The organism is Kitasatospora sp. NPDC005751, from assembly GCF_040630835.1.
Lineage (GTDB): Bacteria > Actinomycetota > Actinomycetes > Streptomycetales > Streptomycetaceae > Kitasatospora.
The window spans coordinates 16,473-41,258 of the sequence record NZ_JBEXYC010000030.1 but is presented as its reverse complement, the minus strand read 5'-3'; the positions used below and the strand labels follow the sequence as shown (position 1 = coordinate 41,258).

At 74.8% G+C, this 24,786-nt stretch carries 17 protein-coding genes and 1 tRNA gene; 11 read left to right on the top strand and 7 right to left on the bottom strand.

The annotated features are described in order from the left end of the window. Positions 1–37 precede the first annotated feature (37 nt). The 3 genes from ABZ497_RS24260 to der all read left to right on the top strand — a co-directional run bounded on the left by ABZ497_RS24260 (position 38) and on the right by der (position 3,852). A complete protein-coding gene (locus tag ABZ497_RS24260; RefSeq protein WP_329490179.1) occupies positions 38–1,123 on the top strand; it encodes a prephenate dehydrogenase in 1,086 nt (361 codons plus the stop codon). 303 nt (positions 1,124–1,426) lie between these two features. Then, positions 1,427–2,140 carry a (d)CMP kinase gene (gene cmk / locus ABZ497_RS24255; protein WP_359808204.1) on the top strand — a complete coding sequence of 238 codons (714 nt, stop codon included), beginning with the start codon at positions 1,427–1,429 and terminating at the stop codon, positions 2,138–2,140. 260 nt (positions 2,141–2,400) lie between these two features. After that, positions 2,401–3,852 carry a ribosome biogenesis GTPase Der gene (gene der, locus ABZ497_RS24250; protein ID WP_329490181.1) on the top strand — a complete coding sequence of 484 codons (1,452 nt, stop codon included), beginning with the start codon at positions 2,401–2,403 and terminating at the stop codon, positions 3,850–3,852. Between the two features lie 215 nt (positions 3,853–4,067). On the opposite strand, the gene ABZ497_RS24245 is transcribed toward der, so the two are convergent. Beyond that, on the bottom strand, positions 4,068–4,715 hold the full coding sequence (locus tag ABZ497_RS24245; protein ID WP_359808203.1) for a hypothetical protein: 648 nt from the start codon (positions 4,713–4,715) through the stop codon (positions 4,068–4,070). A 260-nt stretch (positions 4,716–4,975) separates the two neighbouring features. Beyond that, complete coding sequence (locus ABZ497_RS24240) at positions 4,976–5,818, bottom strand: hypothetical protein (RefSeq protein WP_359808201.1); 843 nt, start codon at positions 5,816–5,818, stop codon at positions 4,976–4,978. 773 nt (positions 5,819–6,591) lie between these two features. Between ABZ497_RS24240 and ABZ497_RS24235 the strand changes: the two genes are divergently transcribed. The 7 genes from ABZ497_RS24235 to ABZ497_RS24205 all read left to right on the top strand — a co-directional run bounded on the left by ABZ497_RS24235 (position 6,592) and on the right by ABZ497_RS24205 (position 12,999). Next, complete coding sequence (locus tag ABZ497_RS24235) at positions 6,592–7,422, top strand: transglycosylase family protein (protein ID WP_359808199.1); 831 nt, start codon at positions 6,592–6,594, stop codon at positions 7,420–7,422. Positions 7,423–7,780: 358 nt separating this feature from the next. Beyond that, entirely contained in the window at positions 7,781–8,182 is a 402-nt protein-coding gene (locus ABZ497_RS24230) for a transglycosylase family protein (protein ID WP_359808197.1), read from the top strand. A 205-nt stretch (positions 8,183–8,387) separates the two neighbouring features. Beyond that, positions 8,388–9,029 (top strand): alpha-ketoglutarate-dependent dioxygenase AlkB, encoded by a 642-nt coding sequence (locus tag ABZ497_RS24225; RefSeq protein WP_359808195.1) that lies wholly within the window; start codon positions 8,388–8,390, stop codon positions 9,027–9,029. A gap of 322 nt (positions 9,030–9,351) precedes the next feature. Beyond that, entirely contained in the window at positions 9,352–10,212 is an 861-nt protein-coding gene (locus ABZ497_RS24220; protein ID WP_352297673.1) for an acyl-CoA thioesterase II, read from the top strand. Positions 10,213–10,395: 183 nt separating this feature from the next. Further along, positions 10,396–11,184: a DUF1684 domain-containing protein gene (locus ABZ497_RS24215; RefSeq protein ID WP_359808193.1), complete on the top strand. Its 789-nt coding sequence runs from the start codon at positions 10,396–10,398 to the stop codon at positions 11,182–11,184. Positions 11,185–11,494: 310 nt separating this feature from the next. After that, complete coding sequence (locus ABZ497_RS24210) at positions 11,495–12,793, top strand: MFS transporter (RefSeq protein ID WP_359808191.1); 1,299 nt, start codon at positions 11,495–11,497, stop codon at positions 12,791–12,793. Positions 12,794–12,925: 132 nt separating this feature from the next. Next, positions 12,926–12,999, top strand: a tRNA-Pro gene (locus tag ABZ497_RS24205). 146 nt (positions 13,000–13,145) lie between these two features. Here the strand turns inward: ABZ497_RS24205 and ABZ497_RS24200 are convergent. Beyond that, the gene (locus ABZ497_RS24200) at positions 13,146–14,033 is read right to left on the bottom strand and encodes an NAD(P)-binding domain-containing protein (protein WP_359808189.1); all 888 of its coding nucleotides are present in this window, start codon (positions 14,031–14,033) and stop codon (positions 13,146–13,148) included. Positions 14,034–14,086: 53 nt separating this feature from the next. Between ABZ497_RS24200 and ABZ497_RS24195 the strand changes: the two genes are divergently transcribed. Continuing rightward, entirely contained in the window at positions 14,087–14,482 is a 396-nt protein-coding gene (locus ABZ497_RS24195) for a helix-turn-helix domain-containing protein (RefSeq protein ID WP_359808187.1), read from the top strand. Between the two features lie 187 nt (positions 14,483–14,669). On the opposite strand, the gene ABZ497_RS24190 is transcribed toward ABZ497_RS24195, so the two are convergent. Genes ABZ497_RS24190 through ABZ497_RS24175 form a run of 4 tightly spaced genes read right to left on the bottom strand, consistent with a single transcriptional unit; the run spans position 14,670 to position 24,782 of the window. Next, a complete protein-coding gene (locus tag ABZ497_RS24190; RefSeq protein WP_359808185.1) occupies positions 14,670–16,427 on the bottom strand; it encodes a hypothetical protein in 1,758 nt (585 codons plus the stop codon). Then, complete coding sequence (locus ABZ497_RS24185) at positions 16,424–18,553, bottom strand: hypothetical protein (protein WP_359808183.1); 2,130 nt, start codon at positions 18,551–18,553, stop codon at positions 16,424–16,426. The genes ABZ497_RS24190 and ABZ497_RS24185 overlap by 4 nt, the downstream gene beginning before the upstream one ends. Next, positions 18,550–21,090 carry a hypothetical protein gene (locus ABZ497_RS24180; RefSeq protein WP_359808181.1) on the bottom strand — a complete coding sequence of 847 codons (2,541 nt, stop codon included), beginning with the start codon at positions 21,088–21,090 and terminating at the stop codon, positions 18,550–18,552. Before ABZ497_RS24180 ends, ABZ497_RS24185 begins: the two co-directional genes overlap by 4 nt. Continuing rightward, positions 21,087–24,782: a tubulin-like doman-containing protein gene (locus tag ABZ497_RS24175; RefSeq protein WP_359808179.1), complete on the bottom strand. Its 3,696-nt coding sequence runs from the start codon at positions 24,780–24,782 to the stop codon at positions 21,087–21,089. Before ABZ497_RS24175 ends, ABZ497_RS24180 begins: the two co-directional genes overlap by 4 nt. Positions 24,783–24,786 lie beyond the last annotated feature (4 nt).

The window sequence follows — 24,786 nt, the reverse complement described above, 5'->3', positions numbered from 1 at the left end:
ACGTCCAGGCCAGCCCCTTGAGGAGAGCCACCCCGCCATGCGCACTGCCGCCGTCGTCGGTACCGGACTCATCGGCACCTCCGCCGCCCTCGCCCTGACCGGACGCGGGCTGACCGTTCATCTGGAGGACGCCGACCCGGACGCGGCCCGTACCGCCGCGTCGCTCGGCGCCGGCACCACCGAGCCGGCCGACGGCCCGGTGGACCTCGCGATCATCGCGGTGCCGCCCGCCCTGGTCGGCAAGGTGCTCGCCGACTGCCAGCGGCGCGGACTGGCGCGCTGGTACACCGACGTGGCCAGCGTCAAGGACGGGCCCAGGGCCGAGGTGGCCGCGCTGGGCTGCGACACCGTCCACTACATCGGCAGCCACCCGATGGCCGGCCGCGAGCGCTCGGGCCCGCTGGCCGCGCGCGCCGACCTGTTCGAGGGCCGGCCCTGGGTGCTCACCCCCACCGCCGACACCGACACCGAGACGCTCAACGCCGTCCTGGAGCTGGTCGCCCTCTGCGGCGCGATGCCGATCGTGATGGACGCCGCCGCGCACGACCGGGCCGTCGCCCTGGTCTCGCACGCCCCGCAGCTGGTCTCCTCGCTGGTCGCGGCCCGGCTGGAGAAGGCCGACGAGACGGCCATAAGGCTCTCCGGCCAGGGTGTTCGGGACGTCACCAGGATCGCGGCCTCCAACCCGGGCATGTGGGTGGACATCCTCTCCGCCAACGCCGGCGCGGTCGCCGACATCCTGGAGGAGGTCGCCGTCGACCTCGGCGAGACCGTCGCCGCCCTGCGCTCGCTGCAGGCCACCGAGGAGGGCGAGCGCCGAGCGGGCGCCGCCGGGATCGAGACCGTGATGCGCCGGGGCAACGCCGGCCAGTCGCGGATCCCCGGCAAGCACGGTGCGCCGCCGACCCGGTACGAGACGGTGGCGGTGGTCCTCGGCGACCAGCCCGGCGAGCTGGGCCGGCTCTTCGGCGAGGTCGGCGCCGCCGGGGTCAACATCGAGGACGTCGTCATCGAGCACTCGTCGGGGCAGCAGGTGGGCTTCGTCCAGCTGTCGGTCGCGCCGGGCGCGGTGACGCCGCTCACCGTGGCGCTCCGGGCGAGCGGCTGGAGCGTCCGGGACTGAGGACCGGTACCCGAGGGGCCGGTGCGCGGCCGCCGGTAGGGGTGCCCGGCCGGTGCGGGGGCCGGATCAGGGGCCGGTTCGCGGGCCGGTACGCGGGCTGGTGCGGGGGCGGCGGTACGCGGGCCGGTTCGGGGGCGGCGGTACGCGGCCGGCACGGGGCCGCTTCCGGTGGAACGGAGCACCGGGGCGGGGTCTGGCGCCGGTCCATTAACCTGGAGGGAGACATCCCCCGGTTTTCAGGCTGTGCGGCTCGCGCCGTACAGGATTCAGGTTCGGGCTCAGGCCCAGAGAGAGGTTCGCCCCGTGGACACTGCCGACCGAGCGCACGCCCCGGTCGTCGTCGCCATCGACGGACCCTCCGGCTCCGGCAAGTCGACCGTCTCCCGGGCGGTCGCCGCCCGGCTGGGGCTGAGCTTCCTGGACACCGGCGCCATGTACCGGGCGCTGACCTGGTGGATGCTGGCCAACGACGTGGACATCGACGACCCGGAGGCCGTGACCGTGGCCTGCGGCAAGCCGGTGATCGTCTCCGGCACCGACGCGGCCGGCCCGACCATCACGGTGGACGGCCAGGACGTGTCCGGTCGGATCCGGGGGCCCGAGGTGACCGCGCAGGTCAGCGCCGTCGCCGCGGTGCCCGCCGTGCGGACCCGCCTGGTGGAGCTGCAGCGCGGCTGCGCCGAGGTCGCCGAGCGCGGCATCGTCGCCGAGGGCCGGGACATGGGCAGCGTGGTGTTCCCGGACGCCACCGTCAAGATCTTCCTGACCGCCTCGGTGGCGGCCCGGGCCGAGCGGCGGGCGGCCGAGCTGCGCGCCAAGGGCGTCGACGAGGCCACCATCGCCGAGATGGCTGCCGACCTGGTCCGCCGGGACAAGGCGGACTCCTCGCGCGAGACCGCTCCACTGACCCAGGCCGCCGACGCCGTCCTGGTGGACACCAGCGAACTCAGCCTGGAGCAGGTCATCGGCACGATAATCATGCTGGTGGAGGAGCGGGCCGGGCTGTCGGCGGTCTGAGCCGCCACCGGGCGCCGCCCGGGGGTCCCGTCCCCCGCGCCGTCCGGGATCCATCACTCCGGGCCCACCGCCCGGGGCACACCCTCCGCGGCCCTCGCCGGTCGCGGCCCGCTGTTCGGGAGCGCCCACGGGGCGCCTCCCTGGAAGTACGGAAGCGCCCGCGGGGCGCCTTCCTCGAAGTACTCGCGCTGCCCCGACCGGGGCAGGTACGCACGGCACGCCCCTGGGAAGGGCCGCGCCGGGAAACGGAAAACACGAACATGACCGCAGAGCACTCCGCCACCGAGCACGGTGAGCTGGACGCCGCCGAGTACGCCGAATTCATGGCGCTCGCCGCCGAGGAGGGGTTCGACCCCGAGGACGTCGACGGGCTCGGGGGCGCCGACCACGCGCCGCTGCCCGTGCTGGCCGTCGTCGGCCGCCCGAACGTCGGCAAGTCGACCCTGGTGAACCGCATCATCGGCCGCCGCGAGGCCGTCGTCGAGGACAAGCCGGGCGTCACCCGCGACCGGGTCAGCTACGAGGCCACCTGGAACGGCCGCCGCTTCAAGGTCGTCGACACCGGCGGCTGGGAGATCGACGTCCTCGGCATCGACGCCATGGTGGCGGCGCAGGCCGAGCTGGGCATCGAGACCGCCGACGCGGTGCTCTTCGTGGTCGACGCCACCGTCGGCGCCACCGACACCGACGAAGCCCTGATCAAGATCATTCGCCGGGCCGGCAAGCCGACCGTGCTCTGTGCGAACAAGGTCGACGGCCAGTCCACCGAGGCGGAGGCCGCGTACCTGTGGTCGCTAGGCCTCGGCGAGCCCTTCCCCGTCTCCGCCCTGCACGGCCGCGGCTCCGGTGACCTGCTCGACGCCGTCATGGCCGCCCTGCCCGAGGCCCCGCCGCAGACCTTCGGCGTCGCCGCCGGCGGCCCGCGCCGGGTCGCGCTGATCGGCCGGCCCAACGTCGGCAAGTCCAGCCTGCTCAACAAGGTCGCCGGCGAGGAGCGGGTGGTCGTCAACGAGCTGGCCGGCACCACCCGTGACCCGGTCGACGAGATGATCGAACTGGGCGGCAAGACCTGGAAGTTCGTCGACACCGCCGGTATCCGCCGCCGGGTCCACCTGACCGCCGGCGCGGACTTCTACGCCTCGCTGCGCACCTCCGCCGCCCTGGAGAAGGCCGAGGTCGCGGTCGTGCTGGTCGACGCCAGCGAGACCCTGGCCGAGCAGGACACCCGGATCATCTCGATGGCCGTCGAGGCCGGGCGCGCCGTCGTCATCGCCTACAACAAGTGGGACCAGCTCGACGAGGAGCGCCGCTTCTACCTGGAGCGCGAGATCGAGCGCGATCTCGTCCAGGTGCAGTGGGCGCCCCGGGTCAACGTCTCGGCGAAGACCGGCCGGCACATGGAGAAGCTCGTCCCGGCCATCGAGACCGCCCTCGCCGGGTGGGAGACGCGCATCCCGACCGCGCGCCTGAACGCCTTCCTCGGCGAGCTGGTCGCGGCGCACCCGCACCCGATCCGCGGTGGCAAGCAGCCGCGCATCCTGTTCGGCACCCAGGCGGGTACCCGCCCGCCGCGCTTCGTGCTGTTCGCCTCGGGCTTCCTGGAGGCCGGGTACCGCCGCTTCGTCGAGCGCCGGCTGCGTGAGGAGTTCGGCTTCGTCGGCACGCCGATCTCGATCTCGGTGCGGGTGCGGGAGAAGCGCAAGCGCAAGTAGTCGCCGCCGCTGCGCCCGGTCGGCCGCCGCGCCCTGGTGGCGGGCCGGCCGGCCCGGTGGTCCGGTGGTCTGTCGGCCCGAGGGGGGTCGACGTAACGCTTGGACAGGAGGGCCCCCGCCGTTTCGACGGCGGGGGCCCTCCTGCGTGCGGGGGCGGGTGCCCCGGCGGGTGCTCCGGCGGGTGCGGGCCGGTGCGAGCCGGTGCGTGGGCCGGGTCAGTGCTGGTCGCTGCTGCGGCCCGGGGGGAGCGAGAGCAGGTTGCGGTGGCGTCCGCCGGTGGCCGGACCGGCGGTGGTGCCGCTGCCGTTGCTCATCACCGGCGCCGGCGCCGGTGCCGGGGCGGGCATCGGGTGCGGCACGGGCCCCAGGTAGCCGGCCGCGACCCAGCCCTGGCCGTTGGCGAACTGGGCGGCGGGCTGGGCGGGTTGACCGACCTGGCCGAGCCCGTCGCTGGTGGGGTCCGCGGGAGTGTGCGGGGCCCCGGTGTGCTGGGTGCCGGTGTGCTGGCTCGCGGTGTGCTGGGCATGGTTGGTGTGGGTGCCGCTGCTGTGGGTGCCGGTGCTGTGGGTGCTGCCGGTGTGGTGCCCGGTGTGGCCCTGGCCGTTCTGCTGGTTCGGCATGAACTGGGGGAGGCCGGCGGCCTGGCCCGCGTACGTCTGGAACGCCTGGTGCTGCGGCGGGTACGGACGGGGCTCGGCGAGCACCGGGTAGCCGTCGCGGACGGCGAAGCCCGCGAACCTCAGGTTCTCCTCGCCCGAGCGGTCGCCGGGCAGCGCGCGGAACAGCCGCCGGTACTCGGAGTACAGCTCGTCGTAGATCGGCGTGGCCGAGTGGGGGTGCTCAGCGTCGAACGACGGGCGCATGCCCGGGATCACTCGGGGGGCGGTGGTGGACCGGCGGTGGGAAGCGGAGACGTCGTAGCTGTACACACAGGGGCCAACGAGCGAGTCCCCCGGGGGATGCGGGGTGTCCGGCCCCGGCCGGAAGGTTGGCCTGTGCCGGTCGGGGTGCGGACCGGTCCGGGGCGGGCCTTCCGGCCGGGGCGGGCTCCCGGCAGGGGGTTCGGCCGGGGTTGGGCTTCCGGCCGGGGCGAGGCGAGGCGGGCTGGGGGTGTCGGGGAGGCTCAGGTGCCCGCGAGCGGGAGGGAGGCGCCGACCACCTGTCCCAGGGCGACGGCACGCTCCAGCGCCTGGCGCAGCAGGTCCTCGCGCGGCTGCCGGCCCACCATGCCCGCCGGGACCGCGTACATGGTCACCTCCGTGAGCTGGTTGGCGGCGAACCTCCAGGCGTCGGTGACCTGGAGCGGCTGGTGGGCCTGCCACCAGCCGGTGCTGCCCCCGGCGGCCGCGGGCTGCAGGATCGCGTGCAGCTTGCCCATCGCCACCAGGACGGACCAGCCGGCCAGTTGGTCCGGCGTCTTGTCGAGGTCGGTGACGGGCTGGAAGCCGGCGTCCTGGAGGAGGTCCAGGAACTCGTCGGTGCCCGAGGTGTTGCCCGGCCGGCCGACCGGTCCGGTGGGCTCGACGACGACCGCGGCGTGACCGGTGTCGCCGTGCAGGACCAGCCCGCAGGTGATGCCGAGGATGGCGGCCTGGCCGGGCGCGGTGGCCTGGGCGCCGGCGGACGGGGCCGGGTTCGGGACGGCGGGTCCCGGGATCGCGGGGCCCGGGACGGCGGGCGCCTCGGTCTGCGCCTGGCTGATGCTGCGCACCGCGCCCACCAGCTGCTCCTCGGAGACCGGCACCACCTGGGAGGGGATGCAGCGGGCATGGGCGAAGGCGAGCACCGCCGTCTCCTCGCCGACGAACAGCACCGTGCTGGTGGGCTCCTGGAGCGAGTCACCGGGGGTGCGGCAGGACGTGCACTCGTAGCTGTCGGGTGTGTGGGCGCCGCCGAGCAGGCGGTCTGCCTCGTCGTCGCCGATCTCGGATCGGACCTCGTCGCTGACGGCGAGCATGCGCGGCACTGGGACTCCTCGGTTGTCGGGTTCGCCGGCGGTCAGGGGTGACGCGGGCGGGCGGTGGGGCTGGGTGTGGCTGGTGCAGTAGGTGGAGCGGGTAGCGCTGGTGTGGCTGGAAGAGCTGGTGGATCGGGTGGAGGGCCGCTGGGGTGGGCGCTCGGGTCGGGCCGGGGTCGGTCGTCGGGGGTGGGACCGGGTTGGGACGGGGCGGGACAGGCGGTGGGGCGAGGGGCCCTTTCCGGCCGCCTTTACCAACGGACCCCTGTGGCAGGGGTCACGGGTGGACACCGAGGGTGACGGGAATTGCCCCTGATCCGACCGCGTGACGTGGTCGAATGCTCACAATCTGTCGATGTCGGCGGTAGGAGTGCCGGAATGAAACCGTGAGGTGGGTCACGGCCGGGCAATGTTTGATCTAGGAAATGACGGTTATATCGGACATTCTGGACGTGCTTGCATGGTCATTACCGCCGGTAACGCCTTGCTGAGCTGGGCAGACCGTCGGGTGTTTGGCTCCGTGGTGACCTGACTCGTAGCTTCATTGGCGGTGCAACGAGCACCACCCGGGTTCACCTCCGACGCACAGCCCACCGGCTCACCCCGGCGCGGGCCGTGCCCACCGATGCGACCGCTCGATCTGGTCGCCGGTGCGTGGTGGGTGGCCGGGGCGGCGCGGCACGTCCGACACGTGCCCGGCCGCCCGATGGACGCGGCGAGCGATTCGACTCCTTCGAGGGTCTGGTTCCGCATGCCCGCCCGGGGCTGTCGAGAGGAACCTCATGACCTTCCGTAACGAGACCGCCGCTGCCACCACCTCCACCGTCACCAAGCGCAACCGCGTTCGGATGGCTGTTGTCGCGGGTGCCGCTGTCGCGGCCCTGCCGGTGGCCGGCCTCGTCACGGCCAACTCGGCCTCCGCCGCCTCCGTCTCGACCTGGGACGCGGTTGCCCAGTGCGAGAGCGGCGGCAACTGGGCCATCAACACCGGCAACGGCTTCTACGGCGGCCTGCAGTTCACCTCCAGCACCTGGGCCGCCTTCGGTGGCACCGCCTACGCCGCGCAGGCCAACCTGGCCACCAAGGCGCAGCAGATCTCCGTCGCCGAGAAGGTGCTCGCCTCGCAGGGCCCGGGCGCCTGGCCCGTCTGCTCCGTCAAGGCCGGTCTGACCAAGGGCGGCACCCCGGCCGCCGTCGACACCTCCGTCGCCGCGAAGCCGGCCGCCCCGGCCGCCACCGCTGCGCCGAAGACCGTCGAGGCCCCCAAGGCCGCGCCGAAGACCGTCGAGGCCCCCAAGGCCGCGCCGAAGACCGTCGAGGCCCCCAAGGCCGCGCCCAAGGCTGCCGAGGCCCCCAAGGCCGCGCCGAAGTCCTCGGACGCCGCCGCCTCCTGGAAGGCCGAGAAGCCGGCCAAGCCCGCGAAGCCCGCCGCTCCGGCCTCGAACGACGCCAAGGCGGTCACCGGTGGCAGCTACACCGTGAAGGCCGGTGACACCCTCAGCACCATCGCCGCTGCCCAGGGCACCGACTGGCACGAGCTGTACAACGCCAACGCCAAGGTCATCGGCGGCAACCCCGACCTGATCTTCCCGGGCCAGACCCTGACCGTCTGACCTTTCGGAGACTGTCTGATCCCCGGGGGACCGTGTGATCCCTCGGGGTCGGCCGACTTCTCGGGTCCGACGGACCTCTCGGGTCCATAAGGATCCCGCCCGTCCGTCGTGCCCTCCGGTCCGTCGTGCCCTCCGGTGCGACCAGGGCCGCCGGTTCGGCCGGGCCGCCTGTTCCAGGTGGCCGCCGTACTCCGGACATGCTGTTCGAACGGCCGCTTCTCCGCTGTGCGGGGGAGCGGCCGTCGGCGTGTCCGGCGCGTCGGGACGGGCCGGGGAGAGGTGCGCTTAGGGTCGGCTGCTGTGCCTTCTCAGCGTTCATAGGATCAGCCGTGAATCCTTCGTACCGACCGGTCATCCGGTGCGGTCCTCGGCTGCCGGCGCCCTCCTCGCGCCCCTTGTCGCCCTCGTCCTCGCCGTCGCGCTGGCCCTCGTGCTCCTGCCGGCCGTGGTGCCGCTCCCGGCCGGCCGGGCCCGGGCCGCTTCGACGGTGGCGGACATGATCTGGGACGAGCTCGCCGAGTGCGAGAGCGGCGGCGACTGGCGGGCCGCCACCGGCAACGGCTACTTCGGCGGCCTGCAGATCTGGCCGCCGACCTGGGAGGAGGCGGGCGGTCTGCGTTTCGCCGACCGCCCCGACCGGGCGAGCCGGCGCCAGCAGACCACCGTGGCCGAGGAGATCCTCCATCTGCAGGGGTGGGAGGCGTGGTCGGCCTGTGCCCGGGAGATCGGGATGATCGGTGGAGGGCCCGACCGCGACTGATCGGGTCCTGCGCCCGCTCGCCCTGCCGGGCGCCCGGTGAGTGCGGGAGGATGGTGGCGTGATCCAGGGCGAACTGTTCGGTACGGGTTCCGGTCGCGACCTCGGGTCGGGTGCCGGTCGCGTCGCGGGGGCCGGTGCCGGTCGCGACCTCGGGTCCGGGCGCGTGCTCGGGTCCGGTGCCGGGTCGGGCGCTGACGGGACTTCCGTGCCCGAGCGGTCCGAACCGGCGCCCGGTGCGGTGCTCGTCCCCGGCTGGCTCGACGCCGAAGCCCAGCTCCGCCTGGTCGCCGCGTGCCGGGAGTGGGCCCGGCCGCCGGCGGGGATGCACGCCGTCCGGATGCCGACCGGCGGCATGATGTCGGTCCGCATGGTCGCCCTGGGCTGGGACTGGTACCCCTACGGCTACCGTCGCGTCGCGGCCGACGGCGCACCGGTCAAGGCGTTCCCGCCGGAGCTCGCCAGGCTCGCCCGCGGCGCGGTCGACGCGGCGTACGGCGAGGCCGTCGACACGATCGCGGGCGCCGCCGGGTACGAACCGGACATCGCGATCGTCAACCACTACCCGCACGGCGCGAAGATGGGGCTGCACCAGGACCGCGACGAGCGCACGGACGCGCCCGTGGTCTCGCTCTCCCTCGGCGACACCTGCCTCTTCCGGCTCGGCAACACCCGCACCCGCACCCGGCCGTGGACCGACCTGGAACTGCGCAGCGGTGACCTGCTGGTGTTCGGCGGACCGGCTCGCTTCGCGTACCACGGGGTGGTGCGCACGCTGCCCGGCACGGCGGATCCGGCGCTCGGGCTGACCGGCCGGCTCAACATCACCGTCCGCCAGTCGGGCCTGTGACGGCGGCGCGGCCGGCGTCCGTGCGCGGAGCCTTCGGCGTCCGGGCGGTGCTCGCGGTGTCCCTTCGCGGCGCCGGCGGTGCCCGGTTACGGCGCTGGCGGTGCCCCGTCTGCGGCGTTCGCGGTGTCCGGGCGGAGCTCTACGCCGGCATGTTCGAAGCGATGGGCCCTCGTTCGAGTGAATCGGTGGAGGGGTGCGGGGTCGAGGGGAATGCCCTGGCTCGCTGAAGGATTCGACTGGGCGGGAGAATTCGATAGAACGGGCGTCGGCAGCCGGGCGGGCATCTCCGTCCGGGCCGGCCACCCGGAGAGGAAGCGCACGCATGGGTACCCCTGTCGACGAACTCGTCGAGCTGCTGGACCTTGAGCAGATCGAACTGAACATCTTCCGCGGGCGCAGCCCGGAGGAGGCGCTGCAGCGGACGTTCGGCGGCCAGGTCGCGGGCCAGGCGCTGGTGGCGGCGGGGCGCACGGTGGACGGCGACCGCCCCGTCCATTCGCTGCACGCCTACTTCCTGCGCCCCGGTGTGCCCGGCGTGCCCATCGTCTACCAGGTGGACCGGATCCGGGACGGCCGCTCCTTCACCACCCGCCGGGTGCTCGCCATCCAGGGCGGCCGCTCGATCTTCGCCCTCACCGCCGACTTCCACGTCCCCGAGGAGGGCAGCATCGAGCACCAGTACCCGATGCCCGCCGTCGCCGCCCCCGAGGACCTGCCGAGCGCGCTGGAGGAGGTCGGGTCCCGGCTCGGCGAGCTGCCCCCGTTCATCAGCCGCCGCCAGCCCTTCGACATCCGCTACGTCGACCGGCTGCGCTGGACCAAGGAGGAGCTGGCCGGCGTCGAGGCCCGCAGCGGTGTCTGGCTGCGCACCAACGGCGCCCTGCCCGACAACCCGCTGATCCACGTCTGCGCGCTCACCTACGCGAGCGACATGACGCTGCTCGACGCCGTCCGCGCCCCCGTCGAGCCGCTCTGGGGCACGCGCCACTTCGACATGGCCTCGCTGGACCACGCGATGTGGTTCCACAGACCGTTCCGGACCGACGACTGGCTGCTCTACCAGCAGGAGTCCCCGATAGCCCACGGCGCCCGCGGTCTCGCGCGCGGGCAGATCTTCGACCGCCACGGGCAGCTGGTGGTGTCCGTGGTGCAGGAGGGGCTCTTCCGACCGCTGAAGGGCTGACCCGCCCCTCGGCGCCCGGGTGGGGCCCGCCGTCCGTCCCGTCGGACCTGCCGGGAATGATCCACCCCGGTGATCGGCGTTGACGTGATGACGGACACCGCACGGGCGGTGCCGGACTGTCCGCCGGGCCCCGGTGCCCGGCGGACAGTCCGGCGGGCCCGGACAGACTGGGAGGGCACACCGATGACGGCGATAGCCGCGGAGGACTGGAAGCACTGGAGCGAGGGCCGCGCTGCGGCGGTGAGTGCCCGCCACGGCCAGCTGGCGCTCACCGGTACGCACTGGCTGGAGCCGGACCCCGCCGGGATACCCGGCGTGCCCGGCCGCTGGTGGGCCGACGCGGAGGGCGTCCGGCTCCGGGCGACGGCGTCCGACGGCATCACCGTCGCGGGCGCGTTCGCCCCGGTCGACGGCGAGGTGCTGCTCCGCCCGGACACCGACCCGGCCGCGGACACCGCCTCGGTCGGGGACGTGCTGCTCGTCCCGATCGAGCGCGAGGGTGAACTCGCCCTGCGGGTCTTCGACCCGGCCTCACCCGGGCGGCACTCCTTCGCCGGCATCTCCGCGTACCCCTACTCGCCGGAATGGGCCGTGCCGGCGGTCTACACCCCCTTCGAGGGCGAGGCCCGGGCCGTCCTCGTCCCCAACGCGGACGGCAAGGACCGCCCGCTGACCCTCACCGGCCGGATCTCCTTCACCGTGGCGGGCGAGCACCGCACCCTGACGGTCGGCAGCGCGGGCCGCGGGCTCAGCGGGGTCATCGCGGACGCGAGCAGCGGCGCGGACACCTACCGCTTCCGCTTCATCAGCCTTCCCGAGCCCGATGCGGACGGCCGTACGGTGCTGGACTTCAACCGCGCCTACCTGCCGCCGTGCGCCTTCGCCGACCACTTCATCTGCCCCTTCCCGCCGCCGGGCAACCGGCTGGACTTCGTGGTCGAGGCGGGCGAGAAGCAGGTCCTGACCCGGTAGCCGCCGCCACCGCCGTCGCTGCCGCGGCTCACCGGGGGTGCGGCCGGCCGGTGAGGCCGCCCAGCCCAGCGGGGCCGCGGCCGCTCGGCCAGGACCCCGGTGGGCTGGGCGCGCGGGCGGAGGTCGAATATGGGGGGCTGTGTCGACCAATCATCCTGCCAATTCGGATGCCGCGCCGCCCGCGGCCGCCTCCGCGCCCCCGGTACCTGTCGTGCCCCGGGCACCTGTCGTGTCCCCGGTTCCCGCGGCGCCCCCGGGGCCGGCCGCGGCCCCTGGGGGCCTTGAGGGTGGTCCCTCCCCGGCCCCGGCCGTGAAGTCCCCCGCCGCGTCCGTCGAACCCCCCGCAGCGCCGGCAGAGCTCCCCGCCTCGTCCGCGCGCTGGTACCGCAAGGCCTTCGCCGACCTCAGCCCGCTGCGCGACAACGTCGACTACCGGCGGGTCTGGTTCGGGCAGGCGGTCTCGTCGATCGGCCAGCAGATGACCGCCGTGGCCGTCTCCGTCCAGGTCTACGACATGACCGGCTCCAGCTTCGCCACCGGCCTGGTCGGGCTCTTCTCCCTCTTCCCGCTGGTCGCCTTCGGCCTCTACGGCGGCGCGATCGCCGACACCGTGGACCGGCGCAAGCTCGGCCTGATCGGCTCGGCCGGCCTCGCCGCGGTCTCCGCCGTCCTCGCCGCCCAGGCCTTCGCCGGGCTCGGCCTCGTCGTCGTCCTCTACGCCGCCGTCGCGGTCCAGGCGGGCTTCTTCGCACTGAGCTCGCCCGCCCGGTCGGCGATGATCCCCCGCCTCGTCCCGAGCCACCAACTCCCCGCCGCCAACGCCCTGAACACCGTCAGCATGAACCTCGGCCTCACCGTCGGCCCCATGCTCGGCGGCGTCCTCATCGGCGCCTGGGGCACCCAGGCCGCCTACCTGGTCGACACCGTGGCCTTCGCCGCCACCCTGTACGCGATGTGGCGCCTGCCCGCGATGCGCCCGCTCGGCGACCGCCGCGGCCGCGCCTCCGTCCTCGACGGCCTGCGCTTCCTGCGGGAGCAGCCGAACCTGCGCACCAGCTTCCTGGCCGACCTGGCCGCGATGATCTTCGGTATGCCGCGAGCCCTCTTCCCCGCCATCGCGGTCACCTTCTACGCCGGCGACGCCCGCACCGTCGGCCTGCTGGTCGCCGCCCCCGCGGTGGGCGCCCTGACCGGCGCCCTGTTCTCCGGCTGGGTCGGCCGGGTCAACCGCCAGGGCGTGGCCGTCCTCGCCGCCGTCGCCGCCTGGGGCCTCGCCATCGCCGCCTTCGGCCTGATCCACAACCTCTGGCTCGGCCTCCTCCTGCTCGCCGTCGCCGGCTGCGCCGACACCGTCAGCATGATCTTCCGCAACACGATGATGCAGGTCGCGGCCCCCGACGAGATGCGCGGCCGCCTCCAGGGCATCTTCATCGTGGTCGTCGCCGGCGGCCCCCGCCTCGGCGACTTCGAGTCCGGCACCGTCGCCTCCCTCACCAACCCCGCCACCTCCGTCATCAGCGGCGGCCTGGCCTGCGTCGCCGCCATCGCCCTGCTCGCCGCCCGCCGCCCCGCCTTCCTCCGCTACGACGCCCGCCACCCGACCCCCTGACACCACCGCCATACCTGGCAACGAGCACCCCCCGACGTGCTGTATTGTTTTCCACGTCGCCGGGACAACGGCGACAAGGTCGAGAAGCCCCACAGCAGAGCCCCCCAGGCCCCGCCGAAGGCACCGAGACCACGGGACGTGGCGCAGCTTGGTAGCGCACTTGACTGGGGGTCAAGGGGTCGCAGGTTCAAATCCTGTCGTCCCGACAGTGATGTCGGAAGGCCGTCGGCCTGGGAGCGATCCCAGGCCGACGGCCTTTTTGTTGATGGGCCGACAGGTGGTTCGCGATGGTGGTGTCGGCGACTGGGGCGTTGGCGGGTGGGAGCGGAGTGCTTGGGGCTGGTGGTCGGGGTCAGTGGCGGCCCAGGACTTCGGCGAGGCGGCTTACTCCGTCGGTGCCGTGGCCGAGGGCGATGGTGCGGCGGACCAGGCCCTCGGCGGCGCGCATCAGTCCGGACTCGATGCCGTGCGACTCGGCGGTGTGCACGACGTGGGCCATGGTGGAGACCGCCGAGGTGAGCGGGTTGATCGCGCCCGAGTAGCTGCCGCTGTCGAAGTCCTCGGCGAACTCGGCGAACAGCGGGGGCAGGATCGCACCGATTCCCTGGGCGAACGGCGCCAGCTCCCGCCCGGCGATGCCCTCGGCCTTGGCCAGCGCCAGCGCGTGCACGAAGCCGGCCATCGCCGTCCAGAAGATGTCCAGCAGTGCGATGTCGAAGCCGGCTGCCCGGCCGATCTCCTCGCCGAGGTGGGTGTGGGTGCCGCCGAGCGCCGCCAGCACCGGCGCGTACCGCTCGTAGAGGTCGGCGGGCCCGCTGTGGATGAAGACCGCCTCCGGGGAGCCGATGCTCGGGGCCGGCGTCATGATGGCGCCGTCCAGGTACCCGATGCCGTGCTGCGCCGCCCAGGCGGCCGTGGCCCGGGCGCGGTCCGGTGAGTCGGCGGTCAGGTTGACCAGCGTCCGGCCCTTGAGCGCGGCCTCCACCTCCTCGCGGTGCAGCACGGCGTCCGAGGCGTCGTAGTTCACCACGCAGATGACGGTCAGCTCGCTCGCGGCCACGGCCTCCTCGGTCGTGGCCGCGCTCACGGCGCCCCGGGCGACCAGTGCGGCGTCCCGGCCCGGGGTGCGGTTCCAGACCGTGGTGTGGACGCCGGCGTCCAGGAAGGCGCCGGCCAGCGCGCGTCCCATCGGCCCGAGACCGAGCACGGTGACGGTGGGCCGGGTGAGGTTGGTGGACATACTTCATCTCCTGTAGACATGGTGGTGGACAGCGACGACTCCGGGGGGAAGAGATGACGCGCGGTCAGGCCGTGAACCCGAACGTGTGCGGGGTGACCGCCGTGGTCGCCGTGATCGACGGGAAGTGGAAGACATCCCTGCTCTGGCTGCTGGAGGCCGGCCCGCAGCGCCCCGCCGAACTGCGCCGACTGCTGCCCGGCCTCAGTGAGAAGGTCCTCACCCAGGCCCTGCGCGAGATGGAGTCCGACGGCCTGGTGCACCGCGAGGTGTACGACATCCTTCCGCTGAAGACGGTCTACTCCCTGACCGACTTCGGCCGCCGACTCTCCGACGCGCTCGGCCCGATCTCCGACCTGGGCCACGAGCGGCTCGACCGGATGGCGGCCGCGCAGGTGGAACAGGTCGAGCAGGTGGAACGGGTCGGACAGGTCGAACTGCCGACCTCCTGACTTGCTGTCATTTCTCTTTGCTCTCCCGGGGACCAGTCTTATCGCGCTGCGCCTCGCTGCCCAGTACGCACAAAAAGGTGGCTACCGGGTAGGGGCGCGTCGCACCACACCCACTGCCACGCGCGAGGCCGCACGTGGCAGTGGGTGTGGTGCGACGGCACGTGGGCTCCGGCCGGGTGTGGGTGGGTCAGAGGATGAGGTAGATCGCGGCCGCGAGGATGACTGCCAGGCCGACCACGGTGCCGCAGAGGATGAGGATGTTCCGGCTCTGGGGGTCGGGCGGGGGCGGAGGGGGCCGGCGGGGTGGGGACGGGACCGGGGGCGGGGCAGGGCGTCGGTCGGGTGGTGGGGGGTCGGGTGGGGCGGAGGGGCGTGGCGGGTCGGTGGGTGGGGTGAGGGTGCCGGGGGGGAGTTCGTGGAGGAGGCGTTGCCACAGTTCGGGTGGGAGGTCGGGGGGTGCGGCCTTGGCGCCGGGGGGTGGGACGAGGTGGCGCAGCAGCTCGTGTTCGACCGCGGTGCCCTCGTAGAGGAGCGCGGTCAGCAGGGCGTCGAGGGCCGGTGCGTGGCGCCGGTCGCGGACGTGCGGGGTGACGGCCCACTGGAACAGCCAGGCTGCGCGGCGGGCGAGTTCGGTGGTGGACTCGGCGGACGGGTCGGGCCGGCCCCGGTCGGTGCGGTAGAGGTAGAGCCGCTGGTCCAGGACCTCCGCGCAGAGGCGGTGTTCGTCCTCCGGGTGCCGCTGGGGGCTGCGGCGGTGGAGGACGAGCAGCAGGCGGCGGGTGGCCGGGTCCGGGAGGTCCTCCTCGCGCAGGATGTCGAGCAGGGGCCGGTCGCCGATGCCGTCGGTCAGCCGTAGCAGGTAGGGCAGCAGGTCGTTGGTCGAGCCGGGCCGGAGCAGGGCCCGGCGCAGTTCTTCGGTGGGCGGCACCGCCGGCGGGGCGGGGCGCTTGGGCGGGACGTAGACGGGCTGGTCGTCGGGGTCCGGGTCGGGGACTGGGGCGGGGCCCGGGGCGGGATCCGGTCTGGCCGCCCGGACGCCGAGGGTGCGGGCGAGGCGCCGCAGGCGCTCCTCGGCCGGCCAGGTCGCGGCGTCCCGCAGCTCGCCGGTCAGTTCGGGCAGACCGGCCGTCCGGCGGCCGGTGGTCTCCAGACAGCGTTCGACCAGGCGGGCCGCCAGCTCGTGGGCGAGGTCGGCCTCGGGGCGGCGCGGGTCCACCCGGGAGCGGGGCTGCTGCTGCCCGGAGTCGGTCGCCCAGTCGGCGACCCAGGTGACCAGCAGGTCGTGGCGGTCCGTCACGTCGTAGGTCGCGAAGGTCCACGGCTGCTGGAGCCAGGTGTGGCCGAAGATCTCGTGCAGGCCGCTGATCACCGCGGCGGACGGGTTCCGCTCGGGCCAGCCCGGCAGGGCGTCGCTGCGCAGGGAGAGGCGGTGCCGAGGACGGCGCAGCAGGGCCGCGGTGGCGACGGTGAGCGCGTCGGTCACCCCGGCGATCCGGGCCGGCGTGTCGGCCCAGGTCTGTTCGGCGCTGTCCCGCAGCAGGGCCCGGGAGACGGGCGGGCAGCGGTCGGTGGCCTCCTCGGCGAACCGCTTCGTGCCGAACGACCAGTCGCGCAGCGCCAGGGAGAGCCGGGCGCCGAGCACCTCCTGGTGGCCGAGCAGCAGGTGGCAGGCGGTGTTGGGCCGCCCGCCCAGATCGGCGGTCGGCCACCGCCGGATGACCGCCGCCTCGCCGCGCTTGGTGACCGTCCGGACCAGGCTGGGGCGCAGCGCGCCGTCCACCCTGAGCAGCGGGGCGAGCTCGCGGGCCAGCTCCTCGGCGCGTTCCGGCGGGCAGGACCACGCGGCGGCGGCCATGCCCGCGCCGCGCCGCCCCAGATTGCCCTGCCAGCGGAACACGATCTGGTCGACGGTGCTGTCGGGGGCAGTGGCGCCCGGGGCGCTCATCCGGTCACCTCCCCGGGGGCGTGGCCGTCGGCCAGCTCGATGATGCCGTGCATGGCGAGCAGCGAGATCAGCGGCTCCAGCACCCGCTGCGCCCGGACGCCGCGCGGGTAGCGGCTGTCCTCCTGCCGCCCGCCGGTGGCGGAGGAGATGTGCAGGGTGCAGTGCAGGGCGGTGTCGAAGGGGCGCAGCCAGGCCTTCCCGGCGTGGCGGTGCAGCAGCGCGTACACGTCGCGGCTCTCCTCAAAGAGCCGTCGGCGGCTCAGCGGAAGGTGGCCGGGCTCGGTCAGCCAGCGGTCCACGGGGGGCTCGGAACGCAGCAGGTCGGCCTTGGCGACCACGACCGCCGAGGGGACGGTGAGGTACGGGCCGTTGCGGGGGATGCGGTCCAGGGCGGTGGCGAACGCCGGGTCCCCGTCCCGGTTGACGTGCAGGCCGAGCGCGGTGCGGATCTCGTCGAGCTGCGGCAGCGGCATGGCGAGGGTGGGGTCGACGACGAAGACCAGGGCGTCGATGCCGAGGAGGAACCGCAGCAGCGCGTCGGTGCGCAGGAGGTCCTCGCCGGCGAGGTCGAAGAAGGCCAGCGGGCGGACCCGGCCGCGCGCGTCGGTGATCAGCAGGGACTCCACGAAGCGGGCGGAGTCGCCGGCGCCGAGCCCGGCGGTGTGGGCGAGCACGTTGCCGTCGCGCAGCGGCACCACGCGGTCGTTGAGGAAGCTGGCGTGCTGCTCCGGGTTGACGGACTGCCAGCTGACGCCGTAGGGCTTCAGCCGGTCGTCGGCGATCTCGGCGATCATCTGGGTCAGCAGGTGGCTCTTCCCGGTGTTCGACTGGCCGATCATGGCGACGGTCAGCGGACGCCCGTTGGTCAGGTAGGGGACGGGGATGTGGTGCGGCGGCGTCGCCGGACCGCCCTCGCAGAGCTGGAAGGCGCCGCGCAGCTCGTCGGCGAGCACCCGCGGGTTCTGCTGGTCGGCGAACCGGTAGGGCTGGAGGTCCTGGACGGCGTCGGGCACGTAGAGGGCGTTCGGGTCGAACCGGATGGGTTCCAGGCAGTAGGGGCAGAGCACGCCGCCGGGGTCGGCGGCCGGGTACCCGTACGGCGCGCCGTCCGGGCCGGCCGTCGCGTCCTGGTCGGCGGCCGCCGGGGCGCCGTACCCGGGGAGCGCGGCGTACCCGGGCAGCCCGGTGTCGCCGGGGTGCTTGAGGGCGACGGCCCGGTCGAACTCGGCGCGGTGCCGGCCGAGGCCGTCGCCGCCGGCGGTGCGGCCCGCGCCCGGGCGCCGGTCGGGCGCGAGCAGGCCGAGGAGCGCGGCCGGGGCGGGCCGGTCGGCGGCGCGGGGGGCGAAGGAGGACCGCATGGTGTGGGCGAGCGAGCGGTGGTCCGCGAGGTCGGCGGGCTCCCGGTCCGGGTCGCCGGGCCGCCCGGTGACCAGGCGGTACATCACCTGGGCGGTGCTCCAGAGGGCGTCCCGCGGGTCGGTGTGCCCGGTGCCGCCGCGCACCTCCGGCGAGGCGTACGGCGCGGGGCCGCGCGGGGTGCGCGGCCGCCCTGTGTGGGCCACCGCGTCCAGGCCCCACAGCTGGACGGCCCGGCCGTCCCAGCGGACGGCGGCGGGGGTGATGCCGTGGTGGACGAGGCCGAGTTCGGCGAGCAGGGCGGTGGCGTCGACGAGGTCCCGTTCGACGGTGCGCAGCTGGGTGACGGCGAGGCCGTGCAGCCGCTCGGCCGGGGTGCCGCGCGGCGGCCGGTAGAGCACGAACGGCTCGGCGACGTCCAGGTCGTAGCCGATCACCACGGGGAAGAGCCGGGCGAACTCGGTGTCCCCGAACGTGCGGTGCAGCCGCAGGGCGGTCGCCGCCTCGGTGTCGAGCGCGTCGCGGGCGGCGTCCGTGACCCCCGTGCCGGGGGGCGCCGCCGCCCGGACCTGCACGCACTTGACCGCGCCGTCGAGCAGGGTGTTCCGCATCAGGGGGGCGTCGCGGACCACCGGCCCGGTCGGGTCGGGGCCGAACCTCGCGGTGGCGAGCAGGCGTCGCCCGGCGGGCGTCAGGTAGGGCAGGTCGACGCCCTTGGGGCGGCCGGGGTCGCGGGGGCTCCGCGGCCGGACGGGCCCGGTGGTGCTCACCACTGCTCCTCCTCCTCGGGCAGCGACACGTGCCGCTGCCGGACGGTCTCGACGACGCCGGCCCGCAGCGCGGTGAGCCGCAGCTGCCCGGCGTAGCGGCCGGCCGCCGTCCGGACGTCCCGGACCTCGGGTCGGCCGGGCGAGGTCCGGTGCCCGCCGGAGCCGTCCTGGGCGGCCTCCGGGGCGAACCGGATCAGGGCGACGGCGTCGGGGTTGCGGCTGAGCAGGTCCAACTGCTCGGCCGAGTTCAGCCGCAGCAGGCCCTGGCCGTCCTGGTCGGGGCCGGCCGCGTCGGCGGCCCGGCGGATGTCGATGCCGAGCAGCCCGGCCGGGCCGCTGCGGGCCCGGTGCGGCGCGGCGAACGGCGGGGCGGGCAGGACGTCGTTGCGCCGCAGGTGGTCACGGGCCACCGCGAGCAGCTCGCGCACCCGCTCGGCGATCCGCTCCTGGGCGGCGTCGCCGGCGTGGCCGCGCTCGACCGCGCCCCAGTAGGGCTCCAGGGCGGTCAGCGTGGCGTCCGTGAGGTCGCCGGCCAGGGTCGGCACCAGGTCGGGACCGCCCTTGGCCTCCCCGCGCTCCAGCCAGCGCGGGCCCGCGGCGGCGGTGCCGGGCAGGGGCCCCGCCGGGTGGAAGGGGTCGGCCGTCCGGGCCTCCTCCCGCCGCTCGCTGCCGCCTCCGGAGGGGACGCTGGTCCAGTCGTACTCGTCGGGTTCGTCCGGTTCGGTCGGCTCGTAGTCCCGGTGGTGGTCGCCCCGCCCGTACGGGGTGGACGCGTCGTTCCCGGGTTCGTCGTCGGCGGTGCGGCCGAGCCAGTCGTCGTCGCTCTCCGCCATGGCCTCGGGCGGGTCGGCCCCGAGGTCGCGGGTGGCCTCCTCCTCGGCGGCGGTGACCGAGGCGCGGAGCACCCCGACCACCGACAGCGCCGCGTCGGCGCAGTACCGGCGCTCCTCGACGGCCCAGAACTCGCGCAGGGCGCGGGCGAGGAGCTCGTCCAGGCCGTTCAGTCCGTCCTGCAGCGGTGTCACACCGCGTTCCAGGCCCCAGCGCTGGGCGTGGTCGTGCCAGGTGCGCAGCAGCAGCCAGCCCCCGAGCCCGAGCCCGGCCGGCAGGCCGAGCGCGCCCGCCCAGACCGGCAGTCCGGCCGCGCCGGCGGCCGCGGCCGCCACCGCGGCCCCGAGGAGGGCGGCCACGCCGAACCGGCCGGCGTCGGAGGCCCGGCCCGGGCCGCCGGGCAGCCGGGTGACGGCCCGCAGCATGCCGAGCACGAGCAGCACCGGGACGGTGAGCGCGGCCGGCAGCGCCGGCCAGGTCCAGAACCCGCCGAGCGCGCCGGCCAGCCCGGTCAGGGCCAGCACGCCGGAGCCGGGCGGGTCGGGCGGCAGCGGACGGTCGGGTGGCGCGGCCTCCCGCAGCCGGTCCAGTTCGGCGATCCGCGGGGCGTTGGAGAGCGGCTGCACCTGCTCGGCGAGCAGCGACAACTGCTGCTCCACCGAGCGCAGCGACAGGCCGTCGCGCAGCAGCCCGAGGGCGAGGCTGCGCAGGCTCTCGCCGATCTGCTCGCCGGTGGTGGTGGCGGGATCCACGGCGACGCCCAGCCGGGCGAGCCTGGTCGCGGACTCGGCCGCGGACTGCGCGCCGACGGTGCCGCCGTCGCTGCGCAGCACCTTGCCGATCAGACTGCCGTAGCGGTCCAGCGCCGACCGGGCCCGGTCGAGCGCGGACTCCAGCTCACGGCGGCCGGCCCCGTTGACGAGCCCGGCCGGGCTGCCGAGGGTGACCAGTTCGGCCTCGGCGTCCGACAGCGCGTCGACGACCTCGTGGCGCACCCGGGAGGTCTCGCCGCCGTCGACCGGCCGCCCCGGGGTGCCGGTGGTGGAACCGGCGACCAGACCGGCGAGGGTGGTGGGCAGCGTGGCGCCGGTCAGGACGGTCGGGCCGGAGGTGTGCGAGCCGGCGAAGCGGAGCAGCGCCTCGCTCCAGGCCTGGCCGCGGACCTCGGGGGAGAGGCCGTGCTCCAGGACGCGCAGGGCCGGGGCGGCCACGCCGTCGGGCAGCGAGCCAAGCAACTCCAGTGTCTCGTCGAACAGTTCGGGCATCGCGAGGACGTCGACCAGGACGGCCAGGGCCTGCGGGTCGACGGGCCCGGCCTGGTCGGCGGCGCCGTGACCGGCCTGGAGGTCGCCGGCCCAGAGCAGGCCCGCCTCGGGGGCGCGCAGGGTGGCGGGGCGCACCAGCCGGCGCTCCGCCGGGAGGTCCTCGTCGGAGCGGGCCGGGAGCCCGCCGACCAGGAGGCAGAGCACCCGCACCCGGCCGGGCGTGCGGTAGCCCATGATCTGCTCGAACCGGGTGCGGTGCTCGTCCAGCCCGGCGGGGGTGTCGACCACCAGGAAGCGCTGGTCGTGCGGTTGGACCAGGCCCTGCGTCGCGAGCCGGGCCGAGACGGCCGCCCGCAGCACGGCAGGGTCCTCGCCGGCGAGTTCGGCGGTGCGCAGATCGAGGTGGACGACCGGCGCGGACTGCGACAGGGGAGTGCTCAAGCGGGCTCACCGCCCCGGCGCTCCGTGCCCGGCTCGCCCGGCTCGTCCCACCAGGAGGCGGAGCGCGGCTCGTCGGGGAACTCCCGCGGGGGTTCCCCCCGGGCGGCGGACCGGTCGGCGCTGTGGTCGGTGTCCCACCGGGTGTCCCGGTCAGGGCGTCCCACGAACCCGGTGTCCGGGGCGGGCTCCTCCCGCCGGTCCGCCGGCCGGGGGGAGGGCTTCGTCCAGTCGTCGTCGTACGCGGCCCCGGAGCGGTCGGCCCGGTCGGTGCGGTCGGCCCGGTCGGTGCGCGACTCGTACGCGGCGCCGGCCCGGTCGGCGCGGTCGGCCCGGTCCTCGTACGGGTCCCGCTCCCCGCCGGCGGTGCCGTGGCGGTCGTCGTCGTACGGGTCCCGCTCGCCGCCGGTGCGCTTCGGGGCGGGCTCCCAGTCGCGCGCGCGGCCCCGGCCGTCGGGCCGGTCGGCCGGTCGGGCGGTGCCGAAGTCGTCCTCCTCCCGCACCGGCGGGACGCGGGTGCCGTACGCGTCCTCGTCGGTGTCCTCGACGGCGCGCGGGGACAGCTCCCCGCGCTGGATGACGTCCAGCAGCGTCTCCAGGTTCGGCTGGACGGCCCGCTGGTCGCCGAACTCCAGCTTCAGCGCGGCCGGCAGGGTGTCCGCCCAGAACTGCCAGAGCGGGCGGAACCAGCCGTCGACCCGCTCCCCGCCGATCTCCCGGCGGGACCGGAGCATCCGCAGCTGCTGCGGGGCGATCTGCTCGACCAGCCGGACGAACAGCGGGTCCGGCCGGCTGGCGGAGCGGGTCAGCCCCGCCGGGCGGGCCGCCATCAGCCGGCTGCAGTAGTCCTCGACCGTCCGTTCGTCGTCCAGCACCGTCCAGCGCTCGTAGGCGCGCAGCAGCTCGGCCCAGCTGGAGACCCCGTTCTGCTGCTCGCCGAGCCGCAGCCGCACGCCCGGCACGTCCACGCCGCGGTCGCGGAACAGCCGCAGCCGGATCAGGTGCGGGGAGTCCTCCGGCCCCTCCAGCACGTCCACCTGTCCGTTCCAGAGCAGGCTGAGCAGCCGGTGCAGGATGAGCCGGCGGTCGGCCTCGGTGGAGACCAGCCAGTCGTCGCGGTGGCCGAGCCGCTGGCGCCAGCGCAGGACGTCGTCGCTCTGCTCGTTCTCCTTCGCCTTGGCCCACTGGCGCAGCATCTTGCGGGCCTCCGGCACCTGGGTGAGGCTCATCTCGCTGCGGAACAGCACGACCGTGATCGACTGCGTCTCGACGCCCCGGAACTCCGCCCGGGCGTCCTTCGGCAGCCGCAGCGCCTTGCGCAGGAAGTCCTCCACCTCGTCCGCGGACTTCACCCGCGGGTACGTCACCAGGGCCTTGAGCGGGCCGGTGCCCTCGGGCACGAACCCGGCCGGCAGCAGCCCGGCCAGCTTGCGGCCGAACTGCTCCAGCGCCTCCTTGCTGACCTGCTCGGCGTCCTCCGTGCTCCCGGCCGCCGCGGCCAGCAGCACCCCCATGGCGGGCAGCAGCGGGCGCTCCTCCAGCTGCTCCCCGCTCTCCGCGAAGAGCCGCTTGACGCCCGCCTCCACGGCGGTCTTCACCTCGCCGACCGCGTTGCCGGGGTTGCGCCGGCTGAGCGCGTTGGCGGAGCGCCACTCCTCGCCGCCGACCAGGCGCATCAGCAGCGCGGCCTCGTCCTCGGTCTCGGGCAGGCCCTCGCGCGCGGTGAGGCGGGTCACCAGGTCGTCGTAGAAGTGCTTGAGGTCGCGCTGCGGCGGCAGCAGGTAGGAGACGCCGGTGCGGTCCTCGTAGAGCGTCTGGGACTGCTCGGCGAACGCCCTCGGCTCGTCCCGGGCGTGGTTGCGGAAGGCCGTGGCGAGCCGGCCGACCTCGGCCTCCAGCGCGCGGGCGGTCGGCTCCCAGCGCTGCTGCTGGCTCTTCCAGCCCTCGTGCCACAGCTGCCGGCTGCGCCAGCGGTACCAGGCGTCCTGGGCCCGCAGCACGGCCTGGACCTCGTCGTCGCCCCAGCGCGGCTGGGCGAGCCCGCCCATGCGGCGCCGGATCCTCGGGGCGGACGGCGGCTGCTCCCGGGTGCCCGGCGGCAGCGGGGGCGTGTGGGTGCGCTGGTCGAGCAGACCGAGGAAGCCGAGGCGGGCGAGGTCGTTGCCGTCCTGCGGCACGCCCCGCACGATCCGCTGCACGGTGAACGGGTCGACCTTCGCCAGCAGCCGGTCCACCGCCCTGCGGGGCGCGAAGTCCTTGGCCATCTCGGCCGTGCGGACCGCCACCTGCCGGGCCAGGTTGGCGAGTTCGGACTGCATGTCGCCGAGCCGGGCGGCCAGCCCGGCCTCGATGGCCGAGCTGCCGCGCGGCTCGGGAGACGGCGGCTGGATCTCCAGGGCGGGCCGCAGCAGGAGCTCCTCCAGGCCGGAGTCGGTGAACATCTGCTTCACCAGCTCCTCGGCGGAGTGGCCCGGGCGGTGCGTGCGGTCGTCGAGCTGCTGGACGGAGGCGCGCAGGATGCGGCCGGAGACGAGCGAGGCCAGTTCGTCCACCGGGGCGGTCATCGAGGCGACCAGGCTGGTGGAGACGCCGCGGCGGCCGATGCCGGACGGCGCGGTGGCGGCGCGCTGCGTGCCGCGGTTGATGAAGCTCGCGGCGAAGGTCTGGTAGTCGTCGTCGGCCCGGGTGCGGGCGGTGCGACCGTCGCCGAGCTCGGTGCCGATCAGCGACATCACCAGCGACACCATCGAGCGGCGCAGGTCGTCCGGCCGGATGCCGGCGGTGCGGTTGAACAGGAAGGCCGTCGGCAGGATGCCGGTGCGCAGCCGGATCGGGGCGGTGTGCGGGTAGCGCACGCGCAGCGTCAGGTCCTCGTCCAGGTCGCCGAGTTCGGCTCCCTCGACCGGGGCGTTCTGCTCGTCGACCAGGCGGAAGAGGTCGACCAGGGCGCGGGCCGAGTTGAGTTCCGCCTCCCGGCCGCCGCCGCTCGCCGCCGGGAACGCGGAGGGCATCACCACCAGCGGGTAGATCTTGACGCCGTCGAAGCCCTTCTCCCGGAAGGCGTGGTTGATCAGGTACAGGTAGTCCAGGAAGATCCCGGCGCCGGTGCCGCCCGCGACGGAGAACGCCACGAAGACGTCGCAGCCGGAGACCGGGCCGCCGCCGAGCTGGCTGAGCACCCCGCCGGAGCGGGCGAGCGCGTCGATGGCCTGCATCAGCGGTTCCAGGACCGGGTCCAGCCCGCCGCGGAGGGTGCCGAACAGCCCGGCGCGGCCGACGGTGGGCAGCTGGCCGGCGCCGTTCTTCAGCGGTACGACCCGCGGCTCGTTGTTGCGGGGCGGCAGCCAGGCGGCCGTCTCGTCGGGGAGGCTGGCCCGCAGCATCTTGGTGACGTCGGGTGAACTGTCGAAGTTCGGCAGCAGGTCGTGGGTGGAGCGCGAGGTGCGGCTGAAGACGGGGCGCAGCGCCGGGGCGGCGGAGGCGTGCGGCAGCCTCGACAGGTCGGTCTCGCTGAAGTCGGCGTAGACGAACTGCAGGCAGTCCGGCAGCTGGTAGGGGGCCATGGCGCCGAGGCCGGTCAGCGCCGTGCCGTCCGGCCCGCAGAGTTCGGCGCGCAGCCGCCGGTCCAGCTCGGCGCCGACGAGGCCGCCGGTGCCGCCCAGGCCGACGAAGAGCATCGGCTGGAAGATCTTCATGTGT